This is a genomic window from Pedobacter sp. AC163 (genome assembly GCF_979258665.1).
Genome location: NZ_OZ409872.1, coordinates 2,266,132 through 2,291,470, shown reverse-complemented (window position 1 = coordinate 2,291,470; position 25,339 = coordinate 2,266,132). Strand labels below are relative to the sequence as shown.

Below are 25,339 nucleotides of genomic sequence, written 5' to 3'. Positions count from 1 at the left end.
TTATCTAAAAATTAATAAAGAATGATATTAAGAGCTGAAAATCTGGTAAAAAAATACAAGCAACGCACTGTTGTAAACAATGTTTCATTTAATGTGAGTCAAGGGGAAATTGTGGGTTTGCTTGGTCCGAATGGCGCCGGTAAAACGACTTCTTTTTATATGATTGTAGGTTTAATTAAGCCAAATGAAGGTCGCATTTTCTTGGAGGATGAAGATATTACGGAAGATGCCATGTACCGTAGGGCACAGAAAGGTATCGGCTATTTAGCCCAGGAAGCTTCTGTTTTTAGAAAGCTAACTGTAGAGGATAATATTCTCGCTATTTTAGAAATGAGTAACCTAACCAAAGAAGAACAGAAAGACAAGCTGGAAGAATTGATCAATGAGTTTAGCTTACACAAAGTTCGGAAAAACAGAGGCGATTTATTATCAGGCGGGGAGCGCAGACGGACTGAAATTGCCCGTGCTTTAGCGGCAAACCCGAATTTTATTCTCTTAGATGAACCATTTGCAGGGGTAGATCCAATTGCCGTAGAAGAAATTCAAAGCATTGTTGCAAAACTAAAACATAAAAATATTGGTATACTAATAACCGACCATAACGTTCAGGAAACGCTTTCCATTACTGATAGGGCTTATTTGCTTTTCGAGGGAAAAATTTTAGAGCAAGGTGTTCCGGAGGTTTTGGCAGAAAACGACATGGTAAGGAAAGTATATTTAGGATCTAACTTCGTATTGAAACGTAAGAAATTTGATGTTTAACTGCAAATATATAGGATAGACACATTTTAATATTTGAAATCCCATTGTAAATAAAATGAGCGTAAATAAGAGCATTTTGAGAATTGATGATAATTCTGGTTCATTGCCAGATCTGTGTTTATCTGTGGTAAAAAAATAAAGCATGGCAATCGTAAATTCAATTTTTACCTGGTTAATGAAAAAGCGGATTCATCAGATCGAGCTTTTTATGAAATATCCACACGATGTTCAACAGGAGTGGTTTCATACGCTAATTGATAGTGCAGAAAATACAGAATGGGGTAAGTTATATGATTACAAATCTATTTTAACCCCGCAACAATATCAGGAACGGGTTCCCATTCAAAACTATGATACATTAAAGCCATTTATTGAAAGAATGCTGGCTGGAGAACAAAATATTTTGTGGCCATCAGATATTAAGTGGTTTGCCAAGTCATCAGGAACTACAAGCGATAGAAGTAAATTCATTCCGGTTTCGGCAGAAAGTTTGGAAGAGTGCCACTTTAAAGGTGGTAAAGACATGCTTTCCATCTACTGCAATAATCGCCCAGACAATCAAATGTTTACCGGAAAAGGTTTAGTGCTTGGCGGTAGCCATCAGGTAAATCAACTCAACGAAGACTGTTTTTATGGCGATTTATCAGCAGTATTGATTAAAAACCTGCCCATCTGGGCTGAGTTTTACCGCACTCCCGATATGTCTATCGCATTGATGGATAACTACGAGGTAAAAATGGATAGAATGGCAGAGGCTACCATCCATGAAAATGTAACCAGTATTTCGGGCGTACCAACCTGGACCATTGTTTTGGCAAAGAAGGTTTTAGAACTTACGGGCAAGAATAATTTATTGGAAGTATGGCCAAATCTGGAAGTTTACATCCACGGTGCCGTAAATTTTGCCCCGTATCGTGAACAGTTTAAACAGCTCATTCCATCCAGCGAAATGTACTACCTGGAAACCTACAATGCTTCTGAAGGTTTTTTTGGGATTCAGGACCAGGACGATTCTGATGAAATGCTGTTAATGCTTGATTATGGCATTTTTTATGAGTTTGTTCCGCTGGAAAATATTGGTGAAGATAATCCAAAAGCACTCTTATTGGGTGAAGTTGAATTGCATAAAAATTACGCGATTATAATCTCAACGAATGGTGGTTTATGGCGCTATATGATTGGCGACACGATTCAGTTCACCTCACTTTCTCCTTATCGGATAAAAATTACCGGCCGTACGAAACATTTTATAAATGCTTTTGGCGAAGAAGTAATTATAGACAATGCCGAACAGGCACTAACAAAGGCTTGCCTTGCCACTGGTGCCGAAATTAAAGATTACACTGCTGGTCCGATTTATTTTGAAGGTGAAAAAGCCGGAGGACATGAATGGATCATTGAGTTTGATAAACAACCTAACGACTTCGAAAAGTTTATCGATGTAATGGACAATACCTTGCGGGAAGTAAATTCTGATTATGATGCGAAACGATTTAAAGATATGGCTTTGTGTAGGCCTACAGTGCATAATGCTCCGGCCAACACCTTTTATAATTGGTTAAAAAGCCGTGATAAATTGGGCGGCCAGCATAAGGTTCCGCGTTTGGCTAATGAGCGAAAATATATTGACGATATTCTTGAGATGATGAACGCATCAGCTGCTTAAATAAAAATAGGATGAGCGCTAAACAACTGATATTGTGTTTGTTTTTTCTGACCTTTTCAGGCTTAAAAACATTTGCCCAGATTAATGAAAGTAAGAAAGCAAAAATCGCTTATAACATTGTAGAAACCTCTCCCAGATGTAAACAACTTACTAAAGGCTTGTTTGAAAGGATAAAGAAAAATGGAGGAACATCTTATGGTATAATGTTAGAATCTAGCCCAAATCCTAAAACGGATCCTTCACAAAGCTATTCCAAAACCTATGGTTTTAACTTACACGAAAGCTATGCTGACAGGATGCCCATCATTGCCAGATTCATTTTTGATCCGGTAAAAAGGCAGTTATTTGAAGAAGACACTGCAAATGATAAGCTTGTGCCGATTTCATTCGATAGAAAGTTGCTTTTATTGTTTGATCAAAAATAATTGAAGCTGACTATTTATTTAAAAGGCAGATGATTTAACTTTTTTGGACGTTAATTTGTAAAGCATTATTTATGAGATTTAATAGGAAGAGAGTTTTAGATTTTTTTAAGAAATCTGAAAATAGAGCAACGTTGATTTTGAACGACAAATCTAAAGCAAGTGGCACAATTAAAGATGCTTTGGGCAAAGCGATAAATAACAAAAGCGATCTTGATGGAGTATGGACTAAAATGGTTTTACTATTTGGCGTGGCAAAAGATTATGTAAACGGCGACTATACTGAAATTCCAAAAAGATCTATCGTTGCCATTTTGGGAGGAATTATATATTTTCTTTCTCCTTTGGATATCGTTCCGGATTTTGTTCCACTTTTAGGTTTTATGGATGATATTTTTGTACTTAATTTAGTATATAAACAAGTTTTAAAAGACCTGGAAAAGTACAAAATATGGAAAGATGCTCAATTGAAAGTTATCGCCAAATTAGATGATCCTTCAACAACTTAGCTTTATCGATTGGCTAAGCCGCCATCTTTTAGCTTGCCCTTTCAAAACCTATTTTGGTTATGATTGCCCGGGTTGTGGTTTGCAGCGGTCTATAGTTTCACTTTTGGAAGGCGATTTCCTTGCTTCATTTAAGTATTATCCGGCCACCATTCCTTTAGTTTTCATCATCATCTTTACTGCATTTCATTTAAAATTTGATTTTAAAGTAGGGGCTTCTGTAATAAAATTCGCATTTTTAGGTATTGCAGCAATTGTGTTTATCAACTACATTTACAAAATATATACCCATCAACTTATCGCTTAACTATGTCAGACGAACAGCAAAATCCGCCACAAAATAATCCAATTGATTTAAATAAGCCAGAACAAGCCAACACTCCTCCATCTGGCTTTGGACCAATAACTCCGCCACCTTTTCAGCAGCCACCTCCATTTGGTCAATTTGGTGGAATGGGCGGTCAGCAAAATCTTCCAAATGCTACGGTAGCTTTAGTTTTAGGTATTTTGGCACTTCCGGCATGTTGTTTCTATGGCATTTTCGGTTTAATATTTGGTATTATTGCATGGGCACTTGGTGGCAGCGATGTTAAAAAGTATCAGTTAAACCCAACCATGTATACCGAATCATCATTTAAAAATGCTAAAGCAGGTAAAATCTGCGGGATGATTGCGACGATATTGAGTTTACTTTTTATTATCTTCTTCGTGTTAATTATAGCTGGTGCCATTACCCACCCAGAGGCTTACGATAGATTTTTTAAAGGATTTAACTAGGTGCTAATTTTACCTTAAAAATATAAATCGGATGGTGCATACCATCCGATTTTCTTATTTTTGTACCATTCAAATTGTAAATAAAAACTAACGATAATGTATCCAGAATATTTAGTAGAACCAATGCGTAAGGAATTAACTAACGTAGGTTTTCAAGAATTAAAAAACGCAGAAGATGTTGATCAAGCCATTAAAGGCGAGGGCACTGTGTTGGTTGTAGTGAATTCGGTTTGCGGTTGTGCGGCGGCTAATGCCCGCCCTGCAGCAAGAGCAGCAGCAGCTCACGAAAAACATCCAGATAAATTGGTAACAGTTTTTGCCGGAATGGAAAGAGAAGCTGTAGATCAGGCTAGAAATTACATGATGCCTTTTCCTCCTTCATCTCCTGCAATGGCCTTATTTAAAGATGGTAAATTGGTTCATATGATCGAGCGTCATCAAATTGAAGGTCGCCCTGCACAAATGATCGCCGATAACCTGATTGGCGCTTTTGAACAATATTGTTAACACGGATTAAATGATTTTAGAGGATTACACAGATTTAGGCTACCTAAATCTGTGTAATCTTTATATCTGTGTAATCATCTTCTAAAAATCTTTATTAAGCAACTTCTCCAGCTCTCCGAAAGAAACATTCATTCTTACTCGTCCTTGTTTGGCATAAGAAATTTCTCCTGTCTCCTCTGAAATAATTACCGCTACTGCATCAGTAGTTTCAGATACACCAATACCAGCCCGGTGTCTTAACCCAAATTGAGAGGGCAGTTGGTCGTTATCTGTTAAAGGCAAAATGCAACTGGCACTTTTAATTTTATTTTCCGAAATCACAACAGCGCCATCATGCAACGGACTGTTTTTTTGAAAAATACTTTCCAGGAGTCTTTTCGAAATTTTCGCATCAACAACCTCGCAGCTGTTGGCAAAAAATTGTTCGTCGTAAAATTTTACAAACACAATCAACGCACCAGTACGGGTTTTTTTCATTGTTTTACAGGCATCAATAATGGGTTTTATCCGAGTTAAATTATTCCGCTCAATTTCCTTCCGGCCAAATAAGTAACCCCACCAAGCTTTATTTTTTTGCAGAAATGCATTTTTGCCGATAAGCAAAAGAAAACGCCTGATTTCAGGGTGAAAAATAACAATCAGCGCAATGATCCCTACGCTCATAAATTTCTCTATGATGGTAGTGAGTAATTCCATGTGAAGGGCTTTTACTATCCAATAAAAAACTGTGATAATAAACATGCCGACCAATAAGTTTACCGCCAGCGTATTGCGTATCAGTGTATAAACGTAGTAAATCAATATTGCAACAAGTACAATGTCTACTACATCTGTTGGCGATACCTTAAGAAAATCAAAATCAAAACCTTTCATCAGTCACAAGATACTAAAACAGTTATCAGTTTACAATTTTCAGTATCATATCTGAGATTATCCCTGAAGCCTTTCGACCAATTTCACACATTCAACAGCTTCCTTTACATCATGAACCCTTAATATTTTAGCTCCTTTTTGCAAAGCAATGGTATTTAAAACCGTGGTGCCGTTTAGTGCATCCGCTGCCGTTGTACCCAATGCTTTATGGATCATACCCTTCCTTGAAAAACCAACTAAAAGCGGGAGTTTAAATATTTTGAAAGCTTCCATTTCTCTCAGTAATTGGTAGTTGTGTTCGAGTGTTTTTCCAAAACCAAAACCTGGGTCAATAATTACGTCGTGTATCTTAAGTGCTCGAAGTTGGGCTATTTTTTTAGCCAGATAATCTACGACTTCTAAGGTTACATTTTCGTAATGAGGGTTTTGATGCATGGTTTGTGGCGTGCCCTGCATATGCATCATTAGGTATGGAACTTTTAGCGTGGCTACCATTTCGAACATTCCCTCGTCCAGATCGCCAGCAGAAATATCATTAACAATGTGTGCCCCAGCATAAATGGTTTCTTCTGCCACTTTTGCTCTAAAAGTATCGATAGAAATAACTGCTTCCGGAAGCATGGTTGAAATGGCTTCAACTACTGGAACAGTGCGATATAACTCTTCTTCAATAGATACATCAATTGCTCCGGGTCTCGATGAATATCCGCCAATATCAATAAACGTAGCGCCTTCTTTCAAAAATTTTTCGGCTCTGGAAAGTGCTTCATAAATTGATTTGGTTCTGCTTTCACCGAAAAAAGAATCTGGGGTAATGTTTAGTATCCCCATCACTTTAGGCTCACTTAAATCAATTATTCGTCCCTTAGCGTTTATACTTTGCTGGGCTTCTAAAAAGTTTTTTTCTGACATAATAAACCCTTTCGGGATTTGGGTTTCGCTATAAAAATGTATCTTTAGCTTTTGTTCAATCTAGACAAAAATACACTAAAACTAATAATTTATTGATTTTGATACAAACAAATACTGCTGTAGAATTTGATGAAGTGATCGCGGTTTGCAGATCTTTATTTCTAAAAAAAACCAAGGATTATGGAACAGCCTGGCGTATTTTAAGGTTAAGTTCAATCACTGATCAGATTTTTATTAAAGCACAACGCATCCGCACTTTAGAGGAGAAAAAAGTTAGTCTGGTAGGCGAAGGCATCATCTCTGAATATATTGGCATTGTAAATTATTGCGTTATTGCGATGATGCAAATGGAGTTGTCGGAAACTGACCCAAATGAAATGCCTTACGACGAGGTTGAACTCCAATTCGATGCAAAGATTGAAGAAACCAAAAACCTAATGTTTGCAAAAAACCATGATTATGGCGAAGCTTGGAGAGACATGCGAATCAGTTCTTTAACTGATTTAATATTGATGAAGGTTTTTCGCGTAAAGCAAATTGAAGACAACGAAGGGCAAACACTTGCTTCAGAAGGGGTAAAAGCAAACTACCAGGATATGCTAAACTACTCCGTGTTTGCATTAATTAAATTAGGCGTAAAGTAGATGAAGAATATAATCTTAAGTATTTCAAGAATTTTCGTTGGTGTTCTCTTTATATTTTCGGGTTTAATTAAGGCTAATGATCCATTGGGGTTTGGCTATAAATTGCAGGAGTATTTTGAAGTTTTCCATTTAAATTTTTTGAGTGGTGCAGCAACAGGGATTGCGATTTTGCTCTGCACACTTGAGATTATACTAGGCGCACTGCTGCTTTTAGGTTTTTGGAGCAAAAAAGTGGCCTGGGGTTTACTTGTCCTTATCATTTTCTTTACCATACTTACTTTCGTATCGGCTGCATTTAAGGTGGTTACCAGCTGCGGTTGCTTTGGCGATGCCATTCCGCTAACAACCTGGCAGTCGTTTAGTAAAGATTTAATTTTGCTGGCTTTGATATTGGTTATTTTCTTTAATAAACACCACATTAAACCGGTTTTTACCAAGCCAGCTGTTCAGCGAAATATCGCGATCCTCATCACCCTCGTGGCTTTAGGTTTTGGAATTTTCACTTATAACGTTTTACCGATAATAGATTTTTTGCCGTATAAAGTGGGAGTGCACATCCCGTCTCAAATGATTATTCCGCCAGGCGAAAAACCAGATGAGTATGAAATTATGTATCATCTGGTAAATAAGAAAACCAAAGAAGAGAAAGATATGAGCGATAAAGCCTATCTAAAAACCGAAATTTGGAAAGATAATAATTGGGAAATTGTTGGTGAGCCGGTACAGCGCCTGGTTAAAAAAGGCTATGAGCCGAAGATTAAAGATTTAAAAATTACTGATGCTTCCGGCACCGATTATACAAAAGAGCTTATTGAAAATCCATACTATAGTTTGATTTTCGTTGCTTATGATTTAAAAAATGCCAACCAGGCTGCTGTTGGAAAGCTCAATGCACTGGCAATAAACGCGACGCAACAGTTTAATATTCGCACGGTTTTATTAACGGCAAATTCAGCTCAGGATGCAGAAGCGTTTATTAAAAAAAACAACCTTTTCTCTGAAGTCTTTTATGCTGATGCTGTTCCATTGAAAAGCATGGTGCGGGCAAACCCAGGAGTTCTGTTACTCAAAAATGGCGTAGTGATTAACAAATGGCACTTTCACAATGTGCCTACCTTTGATCAACTGAGCCGAAAATATTTCGATAGATAATGATTGCATATGCTATAAAAAAACTGATGTATGGCTTGCTGGTGATGGCGGGCGTAGTATTGGTTGTTTTTGTACTCTTTAACATTTTGCCGGGCGATCCGGCCCGGATGACGATGGGTCAGCGAGCTGATGTTCAATCGCTGGAGGCAGTAAGAAAGGAATTTGGTTTAGATCGTTCAAAACCCATGCAATTTGTACTTTATGTAAATGATCTTTCACCGATAAGCATTCTTGACAATGATGGTGTAACTCAAGCCAAGTATCATTATGCCAAATTAATCGGATTCGATCAAAAAGCACTAGTCTTAAAGTGGCCATATCTGCGAAGCTCTTACCAAACTAAACGCGATGTAACGGCAATTTTATCAGAAACGGTTCCTAATACCTTTGTATTAGCGCTTACCGCCATGATTTTTGCCACCATTATTGGTGTGTTCTTAGGCGTATTGTCTGCTGTTTACAAAGATTCATGGATTGATAAAGCCGCCAATGCTTTCGCTATTCTGGGTATTTCGGCACCCTCTTTTTTTGCTGGAATCATCATAGCCTGGCTTTTTGGTTTTGTATTAAGTGACTATACCGGGTTAAAAATGAGTGGAAGCCTGTATTCTTACGATCCTTTCAGTGGCGAAGTTTTAACACTAAGAAATCTCTGGTTGCCAATGATCACGTTGGGTTTGAGGCCACTTGCCATCATTGTGCAACTTACCAGAAGCGCTATGCTTGATGTTTTAGCACAGGATTATATCAGAACAGCGAGAGCCAAAGGATTAAGTAGAAACGCTATCATTTACAAACATGCTTTAAAGAATGCGATGAATCCGGTAATTACCGCGATTTCGGGCTGGTTTGCTTCATTGCTTGCCGGTTCTTTCTTTGTAGAATATATTTTTGGCTATAATGGTTTAGGCAGAACTACTGTAACTGCGTTAGAAATGTCAGATTTTCCAGTAGTCATGGGCTCCATTTTATTTATTGCTTTTGTGTTTGTGGTAATCAATATCCTGGTGGATATACTTTATGCTTACGTTGATCCAAGAGTAAAATTGGCTTAGCCTCCCAACCCCCTGAAGGGGGAACTGCAGGCGAGATGGAAATAACCACAATCTAAAAAAGAAATAAAAAATTAAACATTATATATGGCTGATGAAAATTCAGGGTACGAAAGAAAGGAGAAGTCTCCTTTAGGGGATTTAGGGGTTAGCAATTCAGATTCCCATTTAAGGGCGGAGGGATTAATTTTCCTCATTGGATATATGGGCTGCGGTAAAAGCACCAAAGCAAAACAGTTGGCGCATCGGCTAGAATGCCCTGTTATTGATCTGGATGCTGAAATTGTAAGCAAATCAGGCAAAACGATCGCTGAATATTTTGTAGAATTTGGCGAAAGTGGGTTTAGGAATTTTGAAAGTGAGATGCTCAAAACTTTTGATTATCCTGAGACTTGTGTCATTGCAACAGGTGGCGGCTTGCCTTGTTTTTTCGATAATATGGATTGGATGAATGCCAACGGAACAACGGTTTACCTCCAAATGGAACCTGCAGCTCTGGTTTCACGATTACACAACCGTCAAAAACGACCATTGATAAAAGATTTGAACGATGAAGAGCTTTTAGCGTTTATTGAAGTAAAGTTAGAAGAACGCAACCCTTTTTACACGAAGGCTAAAATAATCGTTGATGCTTTTGATCTGGATGCTGAGCAGTTGGAAGAAACGATCAAAAATAAAATTAGCTAGTTCGTTAGATCCTGATCTATTATTTTAGCCGAAAGTAGCGCCAACGGAATTCCACCTCCTGGGTGAACACTACCACCGCAAAAATAAAGTCCCTTTATTTTAGAACTAAAATTTGCATGCCGCAAAAATGCAGCAAACTGGTTATTTGAGCTATTTCCATACAACGATCCCTGATAAGATCCGGTTTTGGATTCTATGCTTCTTGGGTCCAGAATTTGCTCAGCTACGATGAGCTCATCAATATCAACTTTTAAAATCCTCTTTATTTTATTGATAATATTTTGCCTAGCAGTATCGATCAATTCATCCCAGTTTTGGCCAACGTTCGCTGGAACATTAATCATTACAAACCAATTTTCGCAACCCTCAGGGGCATCCGTTTTGATGTGTTTTGAAGTGATATTGATGTAAATTGTTGGGTCAGTGTAAATGGTCTTGTCTTTCCAAATGGCATCAAACTCAGCTTTGTAGTCTGCCGCGAAAACAATATTGTGCAAATCCAGTTCTGGGTAACTTCCTTTAACTCCCCAATAAAAAATCAGAGCAGAACTGCTCCGTTCCTGACTTAATAATTTCTCTGGTGCTGGAAAATTCTTTAGTAGGTTCCGATAGGTAAACCAAATGTCGAGGTTAGAAATAACTACTTCCGCAGCACTTTTCTGTTCGTTGCAAACTATGCCTTCAACAACTAACGTTCCATTCTTTTTGGTACAAAAAACTTCGCTTACTTTGGAGTTGAAATGAAATTTTACACCCAAATCTTCTGCCAGCTTTACCAATGAAGTTGTAATGCTATACATTCCTTTTTTTGGGATAAAAGCGCCAAAATGATATTCGAAATGCGGTATCACATTTAAAGTCGCAGGTGCCTGATACGGGTTTGAACCATTGTAAGTAGTGTATCTGTTAAAAAGCTGCACAATTCGCTCATCTTTAAAAAAGCTTTGGTTGGCCTTCGCCTGGGTTCTAAAAGCATCAATTTGTCCGAAACGAAAAACCGATTTAAGCGTATCCCAATGCAAATAACTTTTGACCTTATGAAGTGATCTTTCTAAAAATACTTTATTCGTGACTTCATAAATGGTCTCACTTTTTTTAAGAAACTGATGAATTTCTTTGGCGCTGGCTGCTGTTTTTGCTTCAATTTCCGCGGCGAATTTATTTGCGTCAGTATGCGCAGTGAGCCGTAAACCATCTTCATAAAAATATCTGCAAACTTCATCCAGGCGTTCGTATTCAAAATAATCTTTCGGATTTTTCCCCGCCAGTTGGAAAAGTTCATCAACATATTGTGGCATGGTAAACAAGCTCGGTCCGGCATCAAACCTAAAACCTTGAAAGTTCATTTCGGCGAGTTTCCCACCAGCATAAGCATTGGCTTCGAAAACTTCTACATCAAAACCTTTTACAGCAAATCTAATGGCAGAAGCTATTCCTGCAATTCCTGCTCCAATAACAATGGCTTTTTGCTCACGCATCTTACTTCAACTCTTCGAGATAAACTTTTGTTTGGTTCTCAATTTCATTCGTTGCAAATTTTATTGCCGAACCTACGCGGGTGGTTTCAGCTATAACTGGCATTTTATTAATAGTGGCCAAGGCCTCAACGTACCATTTGCTCCATACTTCTATAATGTGTTTTTCGTCGGCTGCCAATTTGCCTTCGGTTATCGCTTTTTTACTGAGTTCGAATTCGGTTTTTAAGCGAATCAATGCATCAGATTTAACCTGTTTAACGGTGGTTAGAGCGGTATTTTCATCTGCAGAAATTAGGGTATAAGCAGCAGTTAATCCACTAATGCCCACGTTTTTCATTTCCGTTGGAGAAACTTTGTCTAATCGGTCATTATCTGTATGGTAAAATACATCGGTAAAATGCCACATCAGCAATCCTGGAATTTTGTTTTGAAGAAATGGGGTGTGATCACTTCCACCTTCGAAAGGATTGTAATTTACCGTCCAGTTGGCAAATTTTCCTTGAGCTTTGCAGATATCAAAAATAAAATCGTTGAAATAATGTGGGAACAAGTTTTTCTCCGAGACTTCGCCAGCGCCCCATTCGGTATGTTTATCTGTTCCTCTCGTCCAAATCGCTGATGGGTCCGGCATCTTTTCGATCAAGAATGATCCGCCTGTTTTTTTGGTATCCTCGCCAACCATATCTAAACTCATTCCCCACATAATGCCTTTAGCCCGGGCGGTATCTTCAACAATGTATCGCTTTGTCGATACAATTTCATCTCCCCATAAAAAAGTTAGGGTTCTTTGTGGTATAAGCTTTTTCGTTTGATAAAGTTCGGCTGTTAGTCTGGCCATTTCGGCTAATGTGCCTACGCCACTAGCATTGTCGTTAGCACCAGGTTCTTGCACATGCGCACTGAAAACGAAGCGTTCATTAGCCTTCACTGCGCCTCTTACATTTGCCACTATTGTTAATTCTTCCGAAGGATAGATTTTGGTTTGAATATTAACTTTCAGCTTTGTCGAACCTTTTAAACAAGCCGCCTTAAGTTTCTCTTTGGCAGCATAAGATAAAAGTAATGTCCAAACTTCACTATCGGCCTTCATGCTTCCAAATTGTATCGAGGTTTGATGCACTTCTGGTTGCGTATATTTCGGCATGGAATAGCCAAGAACACCAATTGCACCTGCTTTTGCCGCAATAGCCAATAGTCGCCCTGGATGATTCTCAGAAAAAATAATTTTCCCTTTAAGATCTAACTTTTCTAACTCAGCCGGTTTTAAACTATTTACCAATACCACATCTGCTGTAACGCCACCAAGAGGTGTAGATTTGCAGTTTATAGGAATCATGTTCCGGTTGGTTTTGAAAGAAATTAACGGCTGCTGTTCTCCAACAATTTCTACACTCGCATCTATAGGTTCCCAGGTATTGTTTTTGAGCGGTCGCTTTTCAATTCTGTAGGTCAGGGGTGCCTCCAATTCGTTTTGTGTTTCTGCAACAAATCCCGCTTTTTTAAGAACGTTTTCTACATAATAAATACTTGCGTTGAAGCCGCTATTTCCCGGAACGCGAAAATATTTCTCAATAAAAGCTGTGGTTTCGTAAGCGTTTTTTTCTTTGAAACCATTTCTTGTTAATTTAAAATAGTCATCAGTAGTGTTTTGAGCAAATCCTGCCAACCCCACCAGAAGAAGAGCGAAAAGTATCCTTATTTTCATTTTGAATTAAAAGGTGAAAGATACTAAGAATATTCAGTCATGACTAAAATTGTTCTTCGCTTTGCAGCTAAAGATCCGCTCAATTGAATGAAGTCTGAAGCACAAACAAAGTTTTAACCAACTGATGTAAAATTAACATAAAATTAATTAATACCGTTATGGTTTTCGGTATGATTTTGTATTATTGTGCAAATAGATAGGTTTTTTATCATGAGCAAAGAAATATTAGAGTTTTCTGTATTAGTAGATGAAAAGTTTGACCTAAAATTTAATTGGCTTGAAGGTTTCTGGGAAACTGCATTTAAAATTTTTGGGAAATAATTTTTCAAATCAAAATTTCTGAAGGAACAGTTCCTGTTCAAATGGAATGTTGCACCCCTGTGTTTCGGTTTTTCTGGCTTTGACCTTTCTATCTTCAACCTTTAGCCTCTTTTTTCTATCTTTGCAAAATAATGAGTAGAAGAAAACCAGGTACGGTAACAATAGTTCCAAACGTACATATAATTGATATTGCTGAAGAAGGAAAAGGTGTAGGCAAAGCCGATGAGTTGGTTATATTTGTTGATAAAGCCGTTCCAGGCGATGTGGTTGACGTTCGTTTAACTAAAAAGAAAAAGAATTTTGCTGAAGCAGTGATCGATCAAATCCACGAGAAATCAGCATTGCGTACCGATCCTTTTTGTCCTCATTTTGGAACTTGCGGCGGTTGCAAATGGCAACACATGGGTTACGATTCGCAATTGAAGTTTAAGCAGAAAAATGTGGAAGCAGCTTTACAACGTTTGGGTAAAATAGATATTTCCAATGCTGAGCCTATTTTAGGTTCTGTTAAAAATAGATATTACCGGAATAAGTTAGAATTTACTTTTTCGAATAAACGTTGGTTAGAAAGAACCGATGTGGAGCGGGATGAAGATTTTGACATGAATGCACTGGGTTTTCACGTCCCTTTGCGGTTTGATAAAATTTTGGATATTCAACATTGTTATCTGCAAGATGAACCTTCTAATTCTATCAGAAATGCAGTACGTAAATTTGCTTTAGAAAATGAATTATCGTTTTACGATCTACGTAATCATGAAGGGGTTTTAAGAAATCTGATTATTCGTACTTCCACTACAGGAGAGGTGATGGTTGCAGTGGTGTTTGCTTATCCTGAAAAAGAGCAGGTTGATGGCTTAATGAACTTCTTGAAAACAGAATTTCCGCAGATTACTTCCCTGCTATATATCATCAACCAGAAGAAGAATGATACCATTTTTGATCAGGACGTTAATGTTTTTGCTGGTCGCGATCATATCTTCGAAGAGATGCCTTCTGGCTTGCCGGGAGAGGAAGCTATTCGCTTTAAAATTGGGGTGAAATCTTTTTACCAGACCAACTCGGAACAAGCTTTTGAATTGTATAAGATTACAAGAGATTTTGCAGGATTTAAAGGCGATGAACTGGTTTACGATTTATATACCGGAGCCGGAACCATTGCTAACTTCATTGCTAAGCATGTAAAGCAAGTGGTTGGTGTAGAATATGTGCCAACAGCTATTGAGGATGCTAAATTCAATGCGGAATTAAATGGTATTGATAATACCATTTTCTATGCTGGCGATATGAAAGACATTCTAACCTCAGAATTTATTTTGGCTCATGGTAAACCTGATGTCGTAATTACCGATCCGCCAAGGGCAGGTATGCATGCAGATGTGGTTCAGCGCTTGCTGGAAATGGAATCGGAAAAAATTGTATATGTAAGTTGCAATGCGGCAACCCAGGCCCGCGATTTAGAACTGTTAAGCGCTAAATATGACGTCGCCCGCATTAAACCAGTTGATATGTTTCCACATACGCAACACGTAGAAAATGTAGTTTTATTGAGGCTGAGAGATTGAGATTGAGATTGAGGTTGAGCACTTAACGTTGTCCTTAACCTTATCCTCAAAATTAACATTAAAATGGATAGAGAAGAATTATTAAGTGCAACACCAGAAGATAGCGGACAGCCGCAGAAAAAGCAGGAGAGTCCTCTGGTAAGTTTAGAAAAGGACCTTGAATTTTATGCTGATGCCATTAAAGAGGTTTCAATAGAAATTATGGTGGAAGGAATTTCTGCGCATCCAATTTTTATTGCACATCAACATGAGGTTAATATCGGTGAATTAATTCTGAATAAAGAAGAGTTGAATACCGATTGGACAATACAAGCCTCCACCTTGGAAGAATTTGTAGAAAAAGGGATCATTAAAAAAGATAAAAAAGAAGCTTTTTTAAAGGTTTACAAAAAGCCTGAAGATTTTATGTGTGTATTTGTAGTGGTGCCCGAAGGCGCTAATTTTATCTATTATCCTTATAACAAGAGATAGGGTTTAAGGATTACTATCGATACGTGAATTAAAATCTGTAAAATCAGTTTTGAAAAAAGCCGCTTTGCATCCACAAAGCGGCTAATTTTATCATTAACTAAACTAAGTTCTTAATTTACGTGGTGAACATCGCCACTTTTTGAGTTTGAAGTTTTCTTCAAAGAAGCATTACCTTTATAACTCACATCGCCACCGCCGCTGGCTGCAGCTTCTAATCCTTTATTTACATATAAATTTACGTCAGATCCGCCTGAAGCTTGTACTTTGGCGTAATCCGTAACAAATTCGTAAGCATCAATGTCGCTTCCACCGCTTGATTCAATGCTCATATTTTCAGCTTTTCCTTTTAAATCGATATCGCTACCACCGCTAGATTGGATGGTTAAATCTTTACAAACTACATTGAGCTTCAAATCTGATCCGCCAGAAGAGTGAATAGCCAACTTATCGGTTTTTAGCTGATTTTGAGTGAAAACATCAGATCCACCTGAAGCCGCTAAAGCGTTTAAAGTTTTATAATTTACATAAGCTTTAATTATTCGGTTTTTAAACATCCCACTCCAATTGATTCCATCCTTAAACTTGATAGAAATGTTACTGCCGTTTTGTTCAACAATAAGATTTTTCAAGGTTTCGGCATCCGATTTTATGGTCACTGCTTCACTACCGCCTTGGGTTAAATACAAATCTATACCGCTACTTACGCCGATACTGTTAAAGTTTTTTACGGGATAATTTTTTGACTCTTGTGCCTTTGCCGTATAGCTAATTACTATAATGAACAAAAAGGCAGATGATTTAAGGAATAACTTCATGGGTTTTGTTTTTGGTTATTGATTAGACGCATCCACATCCAAAACGTTGCAAGCAATCGAAATTATTTTTCAAATAGTTTGAATTTCAGCCTTAAAATCGTTCTTTTTGTATTCAACCTTTTTATACAATGGCATCGCAACTACTTATTCTTAATAAGAAACAAATCCAACAAAAGATAGATCGTATCGCTTACCAAATTTTAGAGGATAATTTGAACGAAAAAGAGATTGTACTGGCTGGAATTTGGGATCGTGGATATAAACTTGCACTTCGTTTAGAAAAGGTGTTGAAGAAAATATCTTCTTTTAAGCTTACTTTGTTACGTATTGATTTACAAAAAGAAAGCAGTAAGTTAATTGCCAGTACCGATTTAGATGAAAGCCATTGGAAAAATAAAGTGGTAATCATTGTTGATGATGTGCTCAATAGTGGTAAAACCCTAGCCTATGGCCTTGGTGTTTTCCTCAACACGCCACATAAAAAAATTCGTACGGTAGTGCTAGTAGATAGAAGTCATAAAATTTTCCCAATAGCCACTGATTTTGTTGGTTTAGAATTGGCTACAATTTTAAAAGAACATGTGGATGTGGTAATGGATGTAGAAGGCGAAGAGGATCGGGTTTATTTGAGCTAGGAGGTAAAAGGGAAAATTTTGAATGAGATAAGATATATTGTATTAATTGAAGTTAACCATTCGTATAATATGCCATTTCGACAGAAGTGGAGAAATCTTTGAACAGGACATCAAAAACTCTATATCCATTATACAAAAGGGGGCTATAATTCATCTATGCTATCGTCCTCGTTTGTAACGAGCATGCACGAGAATAGCGATTTTATCGCTTTTTAAATCAATTCAATTTTCACTAAACCTTTAATTCCAGCATAATCTTTAGCGCTACTATAAATGTATTGCTCAGGAAATTCAACAATACCAGCTTTAACAGGATTATCATGAATATAATGTAGTTTTTGAAAAGCATCGATTTCTTGTAAATCGATAGGGTGATTGTCGTCTTGCCAGATTTTGTGATTTTCTGCCCGATTGGTCTTTCTTGCTTCGAAACTAAATTTATCTAAAAGCCAATCTCTCCTACTTTCAGGTATCTCTTTAATTGTAACAGCCAATTGCTTCGAAGTGAATTTTTTAAAATCTCTCAGAAAATCAGACATTTTATTTGGCTCTTTACACCTTCCAATAAAGTGAATGTGATTCGTCATCAGAACCCAACCATTTAATATTAATCCTTTATTTTGGATACAGTGGTTTAATGAATCGACAATTATGTTTTTATATTCTGGTCTAGTAAATAAGTCTATCCAACCAACTATTGTACATGTTATAAAATAAGTCTGATTTTGATCGGTAATTATATATCTGCTTCCTCCCATAATCAAATAAGATTAAATCTTTTATTAAATTATATTCTCAACAAAGAAAATATTTGGGAGATTTATAGTGAATATAGCTATATTATACATAATTGCGATAATCGTACTCGTTTGTGGAGAGTATGAATGAGAATAGCGATTGTATCGCTAATATTTAATCGGTTTAAGCTATTACGCCACATTGCAAATGTGGGTCTCGCTAATCCTCGTTACAAACGAGGACTATAACAAGTCTATATGCTACACATTTGCAATTCACCTCAATTTTTTGCAACTTTCGTGCATGTATCAGCCCAAAAAGAATACAATCATCTTTAATTTTTTTTCCTGGTATATTCAATTCATCATCCGGAAAGATTTTGCCGCCTATAAACATGATGAAGCAGCGATAAATACAGCGTCTTCTATTCTTATTCTGAGTAATCATTTCAGTTGGTGGGATGGTTTTTTTATCTTTTATCTCAATAAGAAAGTTTTTAAGAAACAATTCCATGTTTTGGTTAATGCTGATAACTATAAAAAAGTTGGCTTTTTAAAATACCTCGGAGCCTTTGCGCCAGAAACGAGGGGTAAAGATGTATTAGCCACACTTGATTATGCTGGTAAACTGCTGGATGACCCACAAAATTTGGTTCTTATTTTTCCGCAGGGGAAATTACATTCGAATCATGAAAAAACTATAAAATTTGAAAAAGGAGTGATGCAGGTAATCAATGCCAGCAAAAAGAAGCTCAACGTTGTGTTCGCCGCAACTTTTATTGACTATTTTTCAAAACGAAAACCTTCTGCCTATACTTATTTGCAAAATTGGACTAACGAAGAGTACGTAAGCTTGCAATTATTAAAAAGCGAATACAATAAACATTACGATCAGTCGCTTGTTAAACAAACACAAATTACTGAATGACAATTTTTATTTACGCAGTTTTAATTTTCCTGGTGATTAGGTTTTCGGTAACAGTATTCAACTTTTTATCTAATCCAAAACTGCCACGAACAGTTAAGCATTATCACGATAAGGTTTCAATACTCATTCCTGCAAGAAATGAAGCTGAAAATATACTTGTTCTGCTAGAATCTATTCGTGACCAGGATTATAAAAATTATGAGGTAATTGTTCTTGATGATGATAGTGCCGACGATACCTACAACTTAGTCGAAAACTTCGCCAATAAGCATCACAATTTCAAGGTTGTTAAGGGTAAAGTGCTTCCAACGGGATGGCTGGGAAAAAATTACGCTTGCCATCAGTTGGCTGAATTAGCTACCGGAAAATACCTTTTTTTCCTCGATGCAGATGAATCAATAAAACGTGGATTGATCAACAGTTTAGTTGAACGAATGGAAGTTGGCCAGCTGGCATTGCTGAGTGTTTTTACCAATCAGGTAATGAAAACACTTGGCGAAAAACTAACCGTTCCATTAATGCATTTTATCCTGTTAAATTTACTTCCGCTGCGGCTGGTTAAGTTCTCTGCTAATCCGGCTTTTGCAGCGGCCAGTGGGCAATGCATGTTTTTCAATACTAAAAACTACCATGAAAACCAGTGGCATGAGCAGGTAAAGAAACAGGTAGTGGAAGATGTAGAGATTATAAAATTGGTGAAACAATCAAATTACGCCGCTGAAGCACTTTTAGGTAACCAGCTGATTTATTGCCGGATGTATAAAAACCTTGCTGAGTGCCTCTCAGGCTTTAGTAAAAATTTGCTTGCAGGTTTTGGTAATAACATTTTAATATTGCTAATTTACCAGCTTTTGGTGATTGTGGGGCCAATCATTTTGTTGTTTAACTTCAACTTTGATCTGCTTGCCTTACCAATAACATTAATCATTTTAAGTAGAATGATGATTTCTTATTTATCAGGACAAAACGTTTTAATAAATTTGATTTTACATCCTTTACAGATGTTATTCTTTTTAATAATATCATTAATCTCTATAAAAAAACATATTCTTAAACAAGGCACATGGAAGGGCAGAACGATCAAAGCGATTTAAAAATTAAAAGAATTGCAGTTGCTATAATTGTTATATTCCATTTGGTAGGGATGATTGGCTTTCTGATTCCAGCCACGCAACCCTATTTTACCCGATTAGTGCCCTTCCACTTGTTACTGATGTTTGCTGTGATTATTTTTTCTTACAATGCAGATGTAAAACGTTTATTGCTATTCGTTTCAGGCGTTTTCCTCAGTGGCTATTTAGTAGAAGTTTTAGGCGTACACACGGGTAAAATTTTCGGAAGCTATTATTATGGCGATACATTGGGTTATAAAATTGCAGCAGTTCCGCTATTGATGGGGGTTAACTGGGTGATTTTAATTTTCAGCATCGGCCAGATGATGAAAACCTTTAAAGTTAGAAATACCATTATCGCATCGTTACTGGGTGCTGTGGCGCTGGTAACACTCGATTATTTTATTGAACCCGTAGCCATGAAATTTGATTATTGGCATTGGGACCTCCACGAAATTCCGGGCCAGAATTTTGTGGCTTGGTTTATCGTTTCCGTGATATTGCTTAAGTTTTATTATGCCTTAGGTTTAAAACAACAGAAATACATTGGTGTTACTATGTTTGTTTCGCAGTTAATCTTTTTTGTTGTTTTATACATGACAACCGGAACAAATATTTTTGCTTAATTTTGCGAAGTTATTTAAGTAATTTTATATGATGGAAACACTAATCGTACAGCCTAAGAATAAAAAGCAGCTTTTGGCTATTGAGGCCGTGTTACAAGCATTGAATGTAACTTTTAAAAAAGAGAAAAGCTATAGCCCTGAATTTATAAGTGAAATAGCTAAAGGGGAAGAGGATATAAAAAATGGACGTCTAACCAGGATTAAGGATGTTCAAAATATATGGGGAAGTATCTTGTAGACATTACAGATCAAGCTAAAAAACAATTAGCTGAGATCCTTAAATCAGGAGATAAAGGTTCCATAAAAAAAATCCAGCAAATTTTTATAGAATTAAGTGTTCATCCAGGATCAGGTGTAGGTAAACCAGAAAAATTAAAATTTCAATTTTCTGGCTATTGGTCAAGACAAATAAATAAAAAAGATAGGTTAGTCTATAGAATCGATGAAGAGATTATTACTGTATTTGTAATTTCTGCTACTGGACATTACCACGATAAATAACTAATCCTGAGAAAAAAAATGAGCAATTTAAACTTACAAGTCAATATCGATAAATCATCAGGCTTTTGCTTCGGCGTAGTTTATGCGATAGAAATGGCAGAAGATATTTTAGAAAGTGAAGGCTATCTATATTGCCTAGGCGATATTGTCCATAACGACGAAGAAGTTGAAAGGTTAACCAAAAAAGGTTTGAAAATCATCGATCATGATGTTTTGAAAGACCTTAAAAATGAGAAAGTTTTAATCAGGGCGCATGGCGAGGCACCTTCAACTTACCAATTAGCCTTAGAAAACAACCTAACCCTTATCGATGCTTCTTGCCCAGTTGTATTAAAACTACAAAACAGGATTAAAAACTCTCATGATGATGAGGAGCAAGTTTTGATTTTTGGGAAACACGGTCATGCTGAAGTGATTGGTTTGCAAGGCCAAACAGACGGAAAAGCAATTGTTTTCCAGGATTTAGCAGAGCTAGATCAGGTAGAACTGCCTTCAAAATTTACCCTTTATAGCCAAACCACAAAGAGTACTGATAAGTTCTATCATATTAAAGATGAACTCATATCCAGAGGTTATGACGTTAAAGCAAATGACACCATTTGCAGACAAGTATCTAACCGTTACGAAGAATTGGAAAATTTTGTAAGAGATTATGATAAAATCGTTTTTGTTTCGGGTAAAAAATCATCCAACGGAAAGGTACTTTATGATGTTTGCAAAAAGTATAACGATAATTCCTATTTCGTTTCCAATGTAGAGGAGTTGGATCAAAACTGGTTTGCAGCAAATGATAAAGTGGGGATTTGTGGCGCTACATCAACTCCAATGTGGTTAATGGAAAAGGTGAAGGATGCGTTGGAGCAATACTAATCCAAATTTTTAGATAACCTTTTTGAATGTTAACTGTTTAAATATTATTGCAGTTCAGCTATAAATCATACTAAAGGTGTCCCAATGGGAAAAAATCAAAGCTCATTTCTTGGTGTAATAGTAGCTTCTATCGTAATCTTATGCTGGTTTCTTTCACTATATTTTCTCTTGAGATGGGATTTTGCTTGGAATAATCCATTAGTTTACCTGATGATTTTTGTGCAAATGCACTTGTACACCGGTTTGTTTATCACCGCTCATGATGCAATGCATGGCACTATTTCCTCAAATAAAAGCATCAATAATTTTTTTGGCTATTTATCGGTATTTCTTTACGCAGGTTTTTTCTACAATAAACTTTATTCGAAACACCATAATCATCATAATCACGTTCACACGGCCAATGATCCTGATTTTGCACCTCATGGTTTTTGGCGATGGTATTTTAGCTTCATGATGAACTACGTTACCATTATTCAGTTGGTAATCATGGCGGTCGCTTTTAATGTTCTTCAAATCTGGGTGAAACAAGAAAATTTGCTGCTTTTTTGGGTGCTACCCTCATTGCTCAGTACGTTTCAGCTTTTCTATTTCGGCACTTATGTGCCTCACCGGGGCGAACATGACAACGAGTATCATGCATCAACCTTGCAGAAAAACCATTTTATAGCTTTTATTACTTGCTATTTTTTTGGTTACCATTTAGAACATCATCAAAAGCCGCATATGCCTTGGTGGCAATTGTATAAAACTAAATAGATTAAAAAGGGTTTTTACCAAATCTTGATACTTACTACACCAAATTTGACGCTAAAAAAGCGATATTTGCGGCACAAAACATATTCTAGAATTAAATGAGCAAGAAGGGAATTTTACTGGTAAATTTAGGAACACCCGATAGTCCACAAACTGCAGATGTGAGAAAATATCTCGATCAGTTTTTGATGGACGAAAGGGTAATCGATATTCCTAAATTAAACAGAACATTATTGGTGAAAGGCATTATTGTTCCGTTCCGAAGCCCTAAAACAGCCAAATTATACAAAGAAATATGGAATGAAAATGGCTCGCCACTATTGTATTATAGTCGCTTGCAGGCAAAAATGTTGCAAGTAAGATTAGGTGATGATTATCATGTGGAGTTGGCTATGCGTTACCAAAGTCCTTCCATAGCTTTGGCGTTGGCTAACTTAAAAGCAGGTTTGGTAGAAAGCATCCAAGTGATCCCAATGTTTCCTCAATATGCTTCGGCGAGTTCTGGTTCCGTTATCCAATTGGTGATGGAGCTGGTAAGCAAGTGGCAAACAGTACCGCCAATATCTTTTGTTAACTCCTTTCATGATAATGAGTTAATGATTAAACTGTTCGCAGAAAATGCCCGCAAGCATGGGGTAGAAAATTATGATCATGTTTTATTTAGTTTTCATGGATTACCAGAAAGGCAATTGCTTAAATGTGATCATACCGGAAGCTATTGCTTAAAGACTGCTGATTGCTGCCAGACATTAAACGATACAAATAAATTTTGTTACTCAGCTCAAGGTCATGATACCGCTCGACTAATTGCGGCCGAATTGAACTTACCAAAAGAAAAATATACTGTTTGTTTTCAATCTCGTTTAGGTAAAGAACCTTGGGTGCAACCTTACACAACCGATGTTTTAAAGAAATTAGCCGCTGAGGGGAAAAAACGTTTACTTGTTTTTAGTCCTGCTTTTGTAGCCGATTGCTTAGAAACACTATACGAAATTACAGTAGAATACCATGAAGAATTTAGAGCTTTAGGTGGCGAACACGTTCAGTTGGTAGAAAGTTTAAATGATAGTCCGGTATTTATCGAGGCACTTGCCGGGATGGTTAAATAAATTAAAGAATGGCAAGATTTATCATTTTAATGGGGGTTTCTGGTAGTGGCAAAACGGTTATTGGTAAGTCCCTTGCCCCAAACCTCAACGCTGAATTTATTGACGGTGATAATTTGCATACGCAACGAAATGTAGATAAAATGGCTGCCGGCATTCCGCTTACTGATGAAGATCGGTTGGATTGGTTAAATCTTATCGCAAAGGTTGGTCATGATCATGCTGAACATGGAACCACCTGCATTATTGCGTGCTCAGCATTGAAACGTAAATACCGTGATATTTTAAGAGCGACCAATCCGAAAATGGGTTTCATTTATTTAAAGGGAAGTTATGAGCTAATTTTTGATCGGATTTCAAAACGCTCTCACCAATATATGCCAAGTAGTCTATTGCAAAGCCAGTTTGATACTTTGGAAGAACCGCAAGCCGATGAAAAGGATGTGTTTATTGTATCTATAGACCAGGAAGTTTCAGAAATTGTGGATGATGTTGTTAAGGCTGGTTTGGTTAAATAATCATTGAAATAATCTTATCCGTTGCCCCCTTTTGGTCATCTACATATTTTTTAGCAGCAATCGGAGCAATTTCGTTTGCTGCGAACGATTCAAATGCAGTTAGTAACTCATCACCAGAAGAAATACTTTTTGCCGCACCTATTACAATCAAATCTTTAGCTTCCTGGAATTTATCGTACTTCGGGCCAAAAATTACAGGTAAACCGAATGCCGCAGCTTCAAGCGTATTATGTATTCCAGCTCCAAAACCACCACCAATATAAGCCAATTTCCCGTATTGATACAAAGAAGAAAGCATACCAATGTTGTCTACAATGAGCGTTTGGTATTCGGCGTTTGGCGTTTGATTATTAGAATTGAGAACTGAAAACCGCACACTGCCAAGAGGAAATTGCTTTTCTATACTTTCAATATGGCTTTCATGAATTTCATGTGGTGCAATAATAAATTTCCAATCAGGATATTTCTTAGGCAAAGCCGATAAAAATTTTTCGTCTTCCGGCCAGGTACTTCCACAAATTAATGTCGGTGAATTACCGATAAAATCTTCTACTTCTGTAAGCTTTCTAGGGGATTTAGCGTTTTCATAAACCCGATCAAAACGGGTGTCGCCGCTAACTACCGCGTTAACCAATCCAATTGAGCTCAGGAGCTTTTTACTTTCCTCGTTCTGAACAAAGAAATAGGAAACTGCTTTTAAAATCTGGCGATAAAAACTTCCATACCATTTGAAAAAAACTTGGTTTGGTCTAAAAATTCCTGAAATCACATAGAGTGGAATGTTGCGGTTATTTAATTCTTTGAAATAAAAATGCCAGAATTCATACTTAGTGAAGATAGCCATCTCCGGATTAATCAAGTCCAGAAATCGCTTGGCGTTATGAGCAGTATCGATAGGAAGGTAAAAAACATCTGCAAGCGCATAGTTTTTTCTAATCTCATATCCCGAAGGAGAAAAAAACGTTACTAAAATCTTTTTTGCTGGAAAAAGGACCTTAAGTTTTTCTAATACTGGCCTTCCTTGTTCAAATTCTCCCAATGAAGCGAAGTGAAGCCAAACATGTTTTTCTCCAGCATCCACCTTTTGCTTTATTTCATTAAAAAGGTTTTTACGGCCCTTTATAAATAATTTCGCTTTGCTATTAAACAGCGAAAAAATCAAAATAATCACATGGTAAACTCTAATTCCTAATATGTAAAGCAAAAGCATTGTTGTAAATTCCTATCTTCGTGGC

General features: G+C 37.0%; 31 protein-coding genes. 24 read left to right on the top strand and 7 right to left on the bottom strand.

Annotated elements, in window-relative coordinates; genetic code table 11:
• Positions 1–21: 21 nt before the first annotated feature.
• From lptB to ACZZZK_RS09740, 7 genes are all read left to right on the top strand, one after another.
• Positions 22–762 carry an LPS export ABC transporter ATP-binding protein gene (lptB, locus tag ACZZZK_RS09770; protein WP_463483953.1) on the top strand — a complete coding sequence of 247 codons (741 nt, stop codon included), beginning with the start codon at positions 22–24 and terminating at the stop codon, positions 760–762.
• A 142-nt stretch (positions 763–904) separates the two neighbouring features.
• Positions 905–2,428 (top strand): GH3 auxin-responsive promoter family protein, encoded by a 1,524-nt coding sequence (locus tag ACZZZK_RS09765; RefSeq protein ID WP_463483952.1) that lies wholly within the window; start codon positions 905–907, stop codon positions 2,426–2,428.
• Positions 2,429–2,439: 11 nt separating this feature from the next.
• Positions 2,440–2,853, top strand: a complete 414-nt coding sequence (locus ACZZZK_RS09760) for a hypothetical protein (RefSeq protein WP_463483951.1) — start codon at positions 2,440–2,442, stop codon at positions 2,851–2,853.
• Positions 2,854–2,924: 71 nt separating this feature from the next.
• Positions 2,925–3,359, top strand: coding sequence for a YkvA family protein (locus tag ACZZZK_RS09755; protein ID WP_463483950.1), 435 nt, complete (start codon positions 2,925–2,927; stop codon positions 3,357–3,359).
• Positions 3,340–3,663 carry a DUF2752 domain-containing protein gene (locus ACZZZK_RS09750; protein WP_463483949.1) on the top strand — a complete coding sequence of 108 codons (324 nt, stop codon included), beginning with the start codon at positions 3,340–3,342 and terminating at the stop codon, positions 3,661–3,663. Before ACZZZK_RS09755 ends, ACZZZK_RS09750 begins: the two co-directional genes overlap by 20 nt.
• A gap of 2 nt (positions 3,664–3,665) precedes the next feature.
• The gene (locus tag ACZZZK_RS09745; RefSeq protein WP_463483948.1) at positions 3,666–4,133 is read left to right on the top strand and encodes a CCC motif membrane protein; all 468 of its coding nucleotides are present in this window, start codon (positions 3,666–3,668) and stop codon (positions 4,131–4,133) included.
• A gap of 96 nt (positions 4,134–4,229) precedes the next feature.
• On the top strand, positions 4,230–4,640 hold the full coding sequence (locus ACZZZK_RS09740; protein WP_463483947.1) for a BrxA/BrxB family bacilliredoxin: 411 nt from the start codon (positions 4,230–4,232) through the stop codon (positions 4,638–4,640).
• An 81-nt stretch (positions 4,641–4,721) separates the two neighbouring features.
• Here ACZZZK_RS09740 and cdaA read toward each other — a convergent pair whose 3' ends face one another.
• Both cdaA and folP read right to left on the bottom strand, forming a co-directional pair.
• A complete protein-coding gene (gene cdaA, locus ACZZZK_RS09735) occupies positions 4,722–5,513 on the bottom strand; it encodes a diadenylate cyclase CdaA (protein WP_010602775.1) in 792 nt (263 codons plus the stop codon).
• A 57-nt stretch (positions 5,514–5,570) separates the two neighbouring features.
• Entirely contained in the window at positions 5,571–6,425 is an 855-nt protein-coding gene (gene folP, locus ACZZZK_RS09730) for a dihydropteroate synthase (protein ID WP_463483946.1), read from the bottom strand.
• 101 nt (positions 6,426–6,526) lie between these two features.
• Between folP and ACZZZK_RS09725 the strand changes: the two genes are divergently transcribed.
• The 4 genes from ACZZZK_RS09725 (at position 6,527) to ACZZZK_RS09710 (ending at position 9,960) form a co-directional block, all read left to right on the top strand.
• Entirely contained in the window at positions 6,527–7,069 is a 543-nt protein-coding gene (locus ACZZZK_RS09725; protein ID WP_463486285.1) for a DUF1599 domain-containing protein, read from the top strand.
• Complete coding sequence (locus tag ACZZZK_RS09720; RefSeq protein WP_463483945.1) at positions 7,070–8,221, top strand: BT_3928 family protein; 1,152 nt, start codon at positions 7,070–7,072, stop codon at positions 8,219–8,221. It begins immediately after the preceding gene.
• Entirely contained in the window at positions 8,221–9,276 is a 1,056-nt protein-coding gene (locus ACZZZK_RS09715; protein ID WP_463483944.1) for an ABC transporter permease, read from the top strand. Before ACZZZK_RS09720 ends, ACZZZK_RS09715 begins: the two co-directional genes overlap by 1 nt.
• A gap of 84 nt (positions 9,277–9,360) precedes the next feature.
• Positions 9,361–9,960 (top strand): shikimate kinase, encoded by a 600-nt coding sequence (locus ACZZZK_RS09710; RefSeq protein WP_463483943.1) that lies wholly within the window; start codon positions 9,361–9,363, stop codon positions 9,958–9,960.
• Here ACZZZK_RS09710 and crtD read toward each other — a convergent pair.
• A complete protein-coding gene (gene crtD, locus ACZZZK_RS09705) occupies positions 9,957–11,438 on the bottom strand; it encodes a 1-hydroxycarotenoid 3,4-desaturase CrtD (protein WP_463483942.1) in 1,482 nt (493 codons plus the stop codon). The two genes, ACZZZK_RS09710 and crtD, sit on opposite strands and share 4 nt — an antisense overlap.
• A 1-nt stretch (position 11,439) precedes the next feature.
• Positions 11,440–13,143 carry a M28 family peptidase gene (locus ACZZZK_RS09700; protein ID WP_463483941.1) on the bottom strand — a complete coding sequence of 568 codons (1,704 nt, stop codon included), beginning with the start codon at positions 13,141–13,143 and terminating at the stop codon, positions 11,440–11,442.
• A 210-nt stretch (positions 13,144–13,353) separates the two neighbouring features.
• Between ACZZZK_RS09700 and ACZZZK_RS09695 the strand changes: the two genes are divergently transcribed.
• From ACZZZK_RS09695 to ACZZZK_RS09685, 3 genes are all read left to right on the top strand, one after another.
• Positions 13,354–13,464, top strand: coding sequence for a hypothetical protein (locus ACZZZK_RS09695; RefSeq protein WP_056851986.1), 111 nt, complete (start codon positions 13,354–13,356; stop codon positions 13,462–13,464).
• 131 nt (positions 13,465–13,595) lie between these two features.
• Positions 13,596–15,029, top strand: coding sequence for a 23S rRNA (uracil(1939)-C(5))-methyltransferase RlmD (gene rlmD / locus ACZZZK_RS09690; RefSeq protein WP_463483940.1), 1,434 nt, complete (start codon positions 13,596–13,598; stop codon positions 15,027–15,029).
• A 63-nt stretch (positions 15,030–15,092) separates the two neighbouring features.
• Positions 15,093–15,500, top strand: coding sequence for a hypothetical protein (locus ACZZZK_RS09685; RefSeq protein WP_463483939.1), 408 nt, complete (start codon positions 15,093–15,095; stop codon positions 15,498–15,500).
• Positions 15,501–15,610: 110 nt separating this feature from the next.
• Here ACZZZK_RS09685 and ACZZZK_RS09680 read toward each other — a convergent pair whose 3' ends face one another.
• Positions 15,611–16,315 (bottom strand): head GIN domain-containing protein, encoded by a 705-nt coding sequence (locus ACZZZK_RS09680; protein ID WP_463483938.1) that lies wholly within the window; start codon positions 16,313–16,315, stop codon positions 15,611–15,613.
• Positions 16,316–16,443: 128 nt separating this feature from the next.
• Here ACZZZK_RS09680 and ACZZZK_RS09675 point away from each other — a divergent pair, with 128 nt between their 5' ends.
• Complete coding sequence (locus ACZZZK_RS09675) at positions 16,444–16,950, top strand: phosphoribosyltransferase family protein (protein ID WP_056851990.1); 507 nt, start codon at positions 16,444–16,446, stop codon at positions 16,948–16,950.
• A 212-nt stretch (positions 16,951–17,162) separates the two neighbouring features.
• Here the strand turns inward: ACZZZK_RS09675 and ACZZZK_RS09670 are convergent, their stop codons facing one another.
• A complete protein-coding gene (locus ACZZZK_RS09670; protein ID WP_463483937.1) occupies positions 17,163–17,708 on the bottom strand; it encodes an REP-associated tyrosine transposase in 546 nt (181 codons plus the stop codon).
• Positions 17,709–17,991: 283 nt separating this feature from the next.
• On the opposite strand from ACZZZK_RS09670, the gene ACZZZK_RS09665 reads away from it, so the two are divergent.
• The 9 genes from ACZZZK_RS09665 to ACZZZK_RS09625 all read left to right on the top strand — a co-directional run bounded on the left by ACZZZK_RS09665 (position 17,992) and on the right by ACZZZK_RS09625 (position 24,104).
• Complete coding sequence (locus tag ACZZZK_RS09665; RefSeq protein ID WP_463483936.1) at positions 17,992–18,615, top strand: 1-acyl-sn-glycerol-3-phosphate acyltransferase; 624 nt, start codon at positions 17,992–17,994, stop codon at positions 18,613–18,615.
• Positions 18,612–19,709 (top strand): glycosyltransferase, encoded by a 1,098-nt coding sequence (locus tag ACZZZK_RS09660; protein ID WP_463483935.1) that lies wholly within the window; start codon positions 18,612–18,614, stop codon positions 19,707–19,709. The genes ACZZZK_RS09665 and ACZZZK_RS09660 overlap by 4 nt, the downstream gene beginning before the upstream one ends.
• On the top strand, positions 19,679–20,353 hold the full coding sequence (locus ACZZZK_RS09655) for a carotenoid biosynthesis protein (protein WP_463483934.1): 675 nt from the start codon (positions 19,679–19,681) through the stop codon (positions 20,351–20,353). Before ACZZZK_RS09660 ends, ACZZZK_RS09655 begins: the two co-directional genes overlap by 31 nt.
• Before the next feature lie 28 nt (positions 20,354–20,381).
• Positions 20,382–20,591, top strand: coding sequence for a DUF2683 family protein (locus ACZZZK_RS09650; protein ID WP_463483933.1), 210 nt, complete (start codon positions 20,382–20,384; stop codon positions 20,589–20,591).
• Positions 20,573–20,854 (top strand): Txe/YoeB family addiction module toxin, encoded by a 282-nt coding sequence (locus ACZZZK_RS09645; protein ID WP_463483932.1) that lies wholly within the window; start codon positions 20,573–20,575, stop codon positions 20,852–20,854. The genes ACZZZK_RS09650 and ACZZZK_RS09645 overlap by 19 nt, the downstream gene beginning before the upstream one ends.
• 18 nt (positions 20,855–20,872) lie before the next feature.
• Complete coding sequence (locus tag ACZZZK_RS09640; RefSeq protein WP_463483931.1) at positions 20,873–21,724, top strand: 4-hydroxy-3-methylbut-2-enyl diphosphate reductase; 852 nt, start codon at positions 20,873–20,875, stop codon at positions 21,722–21,724.
• A gap of 84 nt (positions 21,725–21,808) precedes the next feature.
• Complete coding sequence (locus ACZZZK_RS09635) at positions 21,809–22,483, top strand: fatty acid desaturase (protein WP_463483930.1); 675 nt, start codon at positions 21,809–21,811, stop codon at positions 22,481–22,483.
• Positions 22,484–22,578: 95 nt separating this feature from the next.
• Positions 22,579–23,589: a ferrochelatase gene (gene hemH, locus ACZZZK_RS09630; protein WP_463483929.1), complete on the top strand. Its 1,011-nt coding sequence runs from the start codon at positions 22,579–22,581 to the stop codon at positions 23,587–23,589.
• Between the two features lie 8 nt (positions 23,590–23,597).
• On the top strand, positions 23,598–24,104 hold the full coding sequence (locus ACZZZK_RS09625; protein WP_463483928.1) for a gluconokinase: 507 nt from the start codon (positions 23,598–23,600) through the stop codon (positions 24,102–24,104).
• On the opposite strand, the gene ACZZZK_RS09620 is transcribed toward ACZZZK_RS09625, so the two are convergent.
• Positions 24,097–25,314 (bottom strand): 3-deoxy-D-manno-octulosonic acid transferase, encoded by a 1,218-nt coding sequence (locus ACZZZK_RS09620; protein ID WP_463483927.1) that lies wholly within the window; start codon positions 25,312–25,314, stop codon positions 24,097–24,099. The two genes, ACZZZK_RS09625 and ACZZZK_RS09620, sit on opposite strands and share 8 nt — an antisense overlap.
• Positions 25,315–25,339 lie beyond the last annotated feature (25 nt).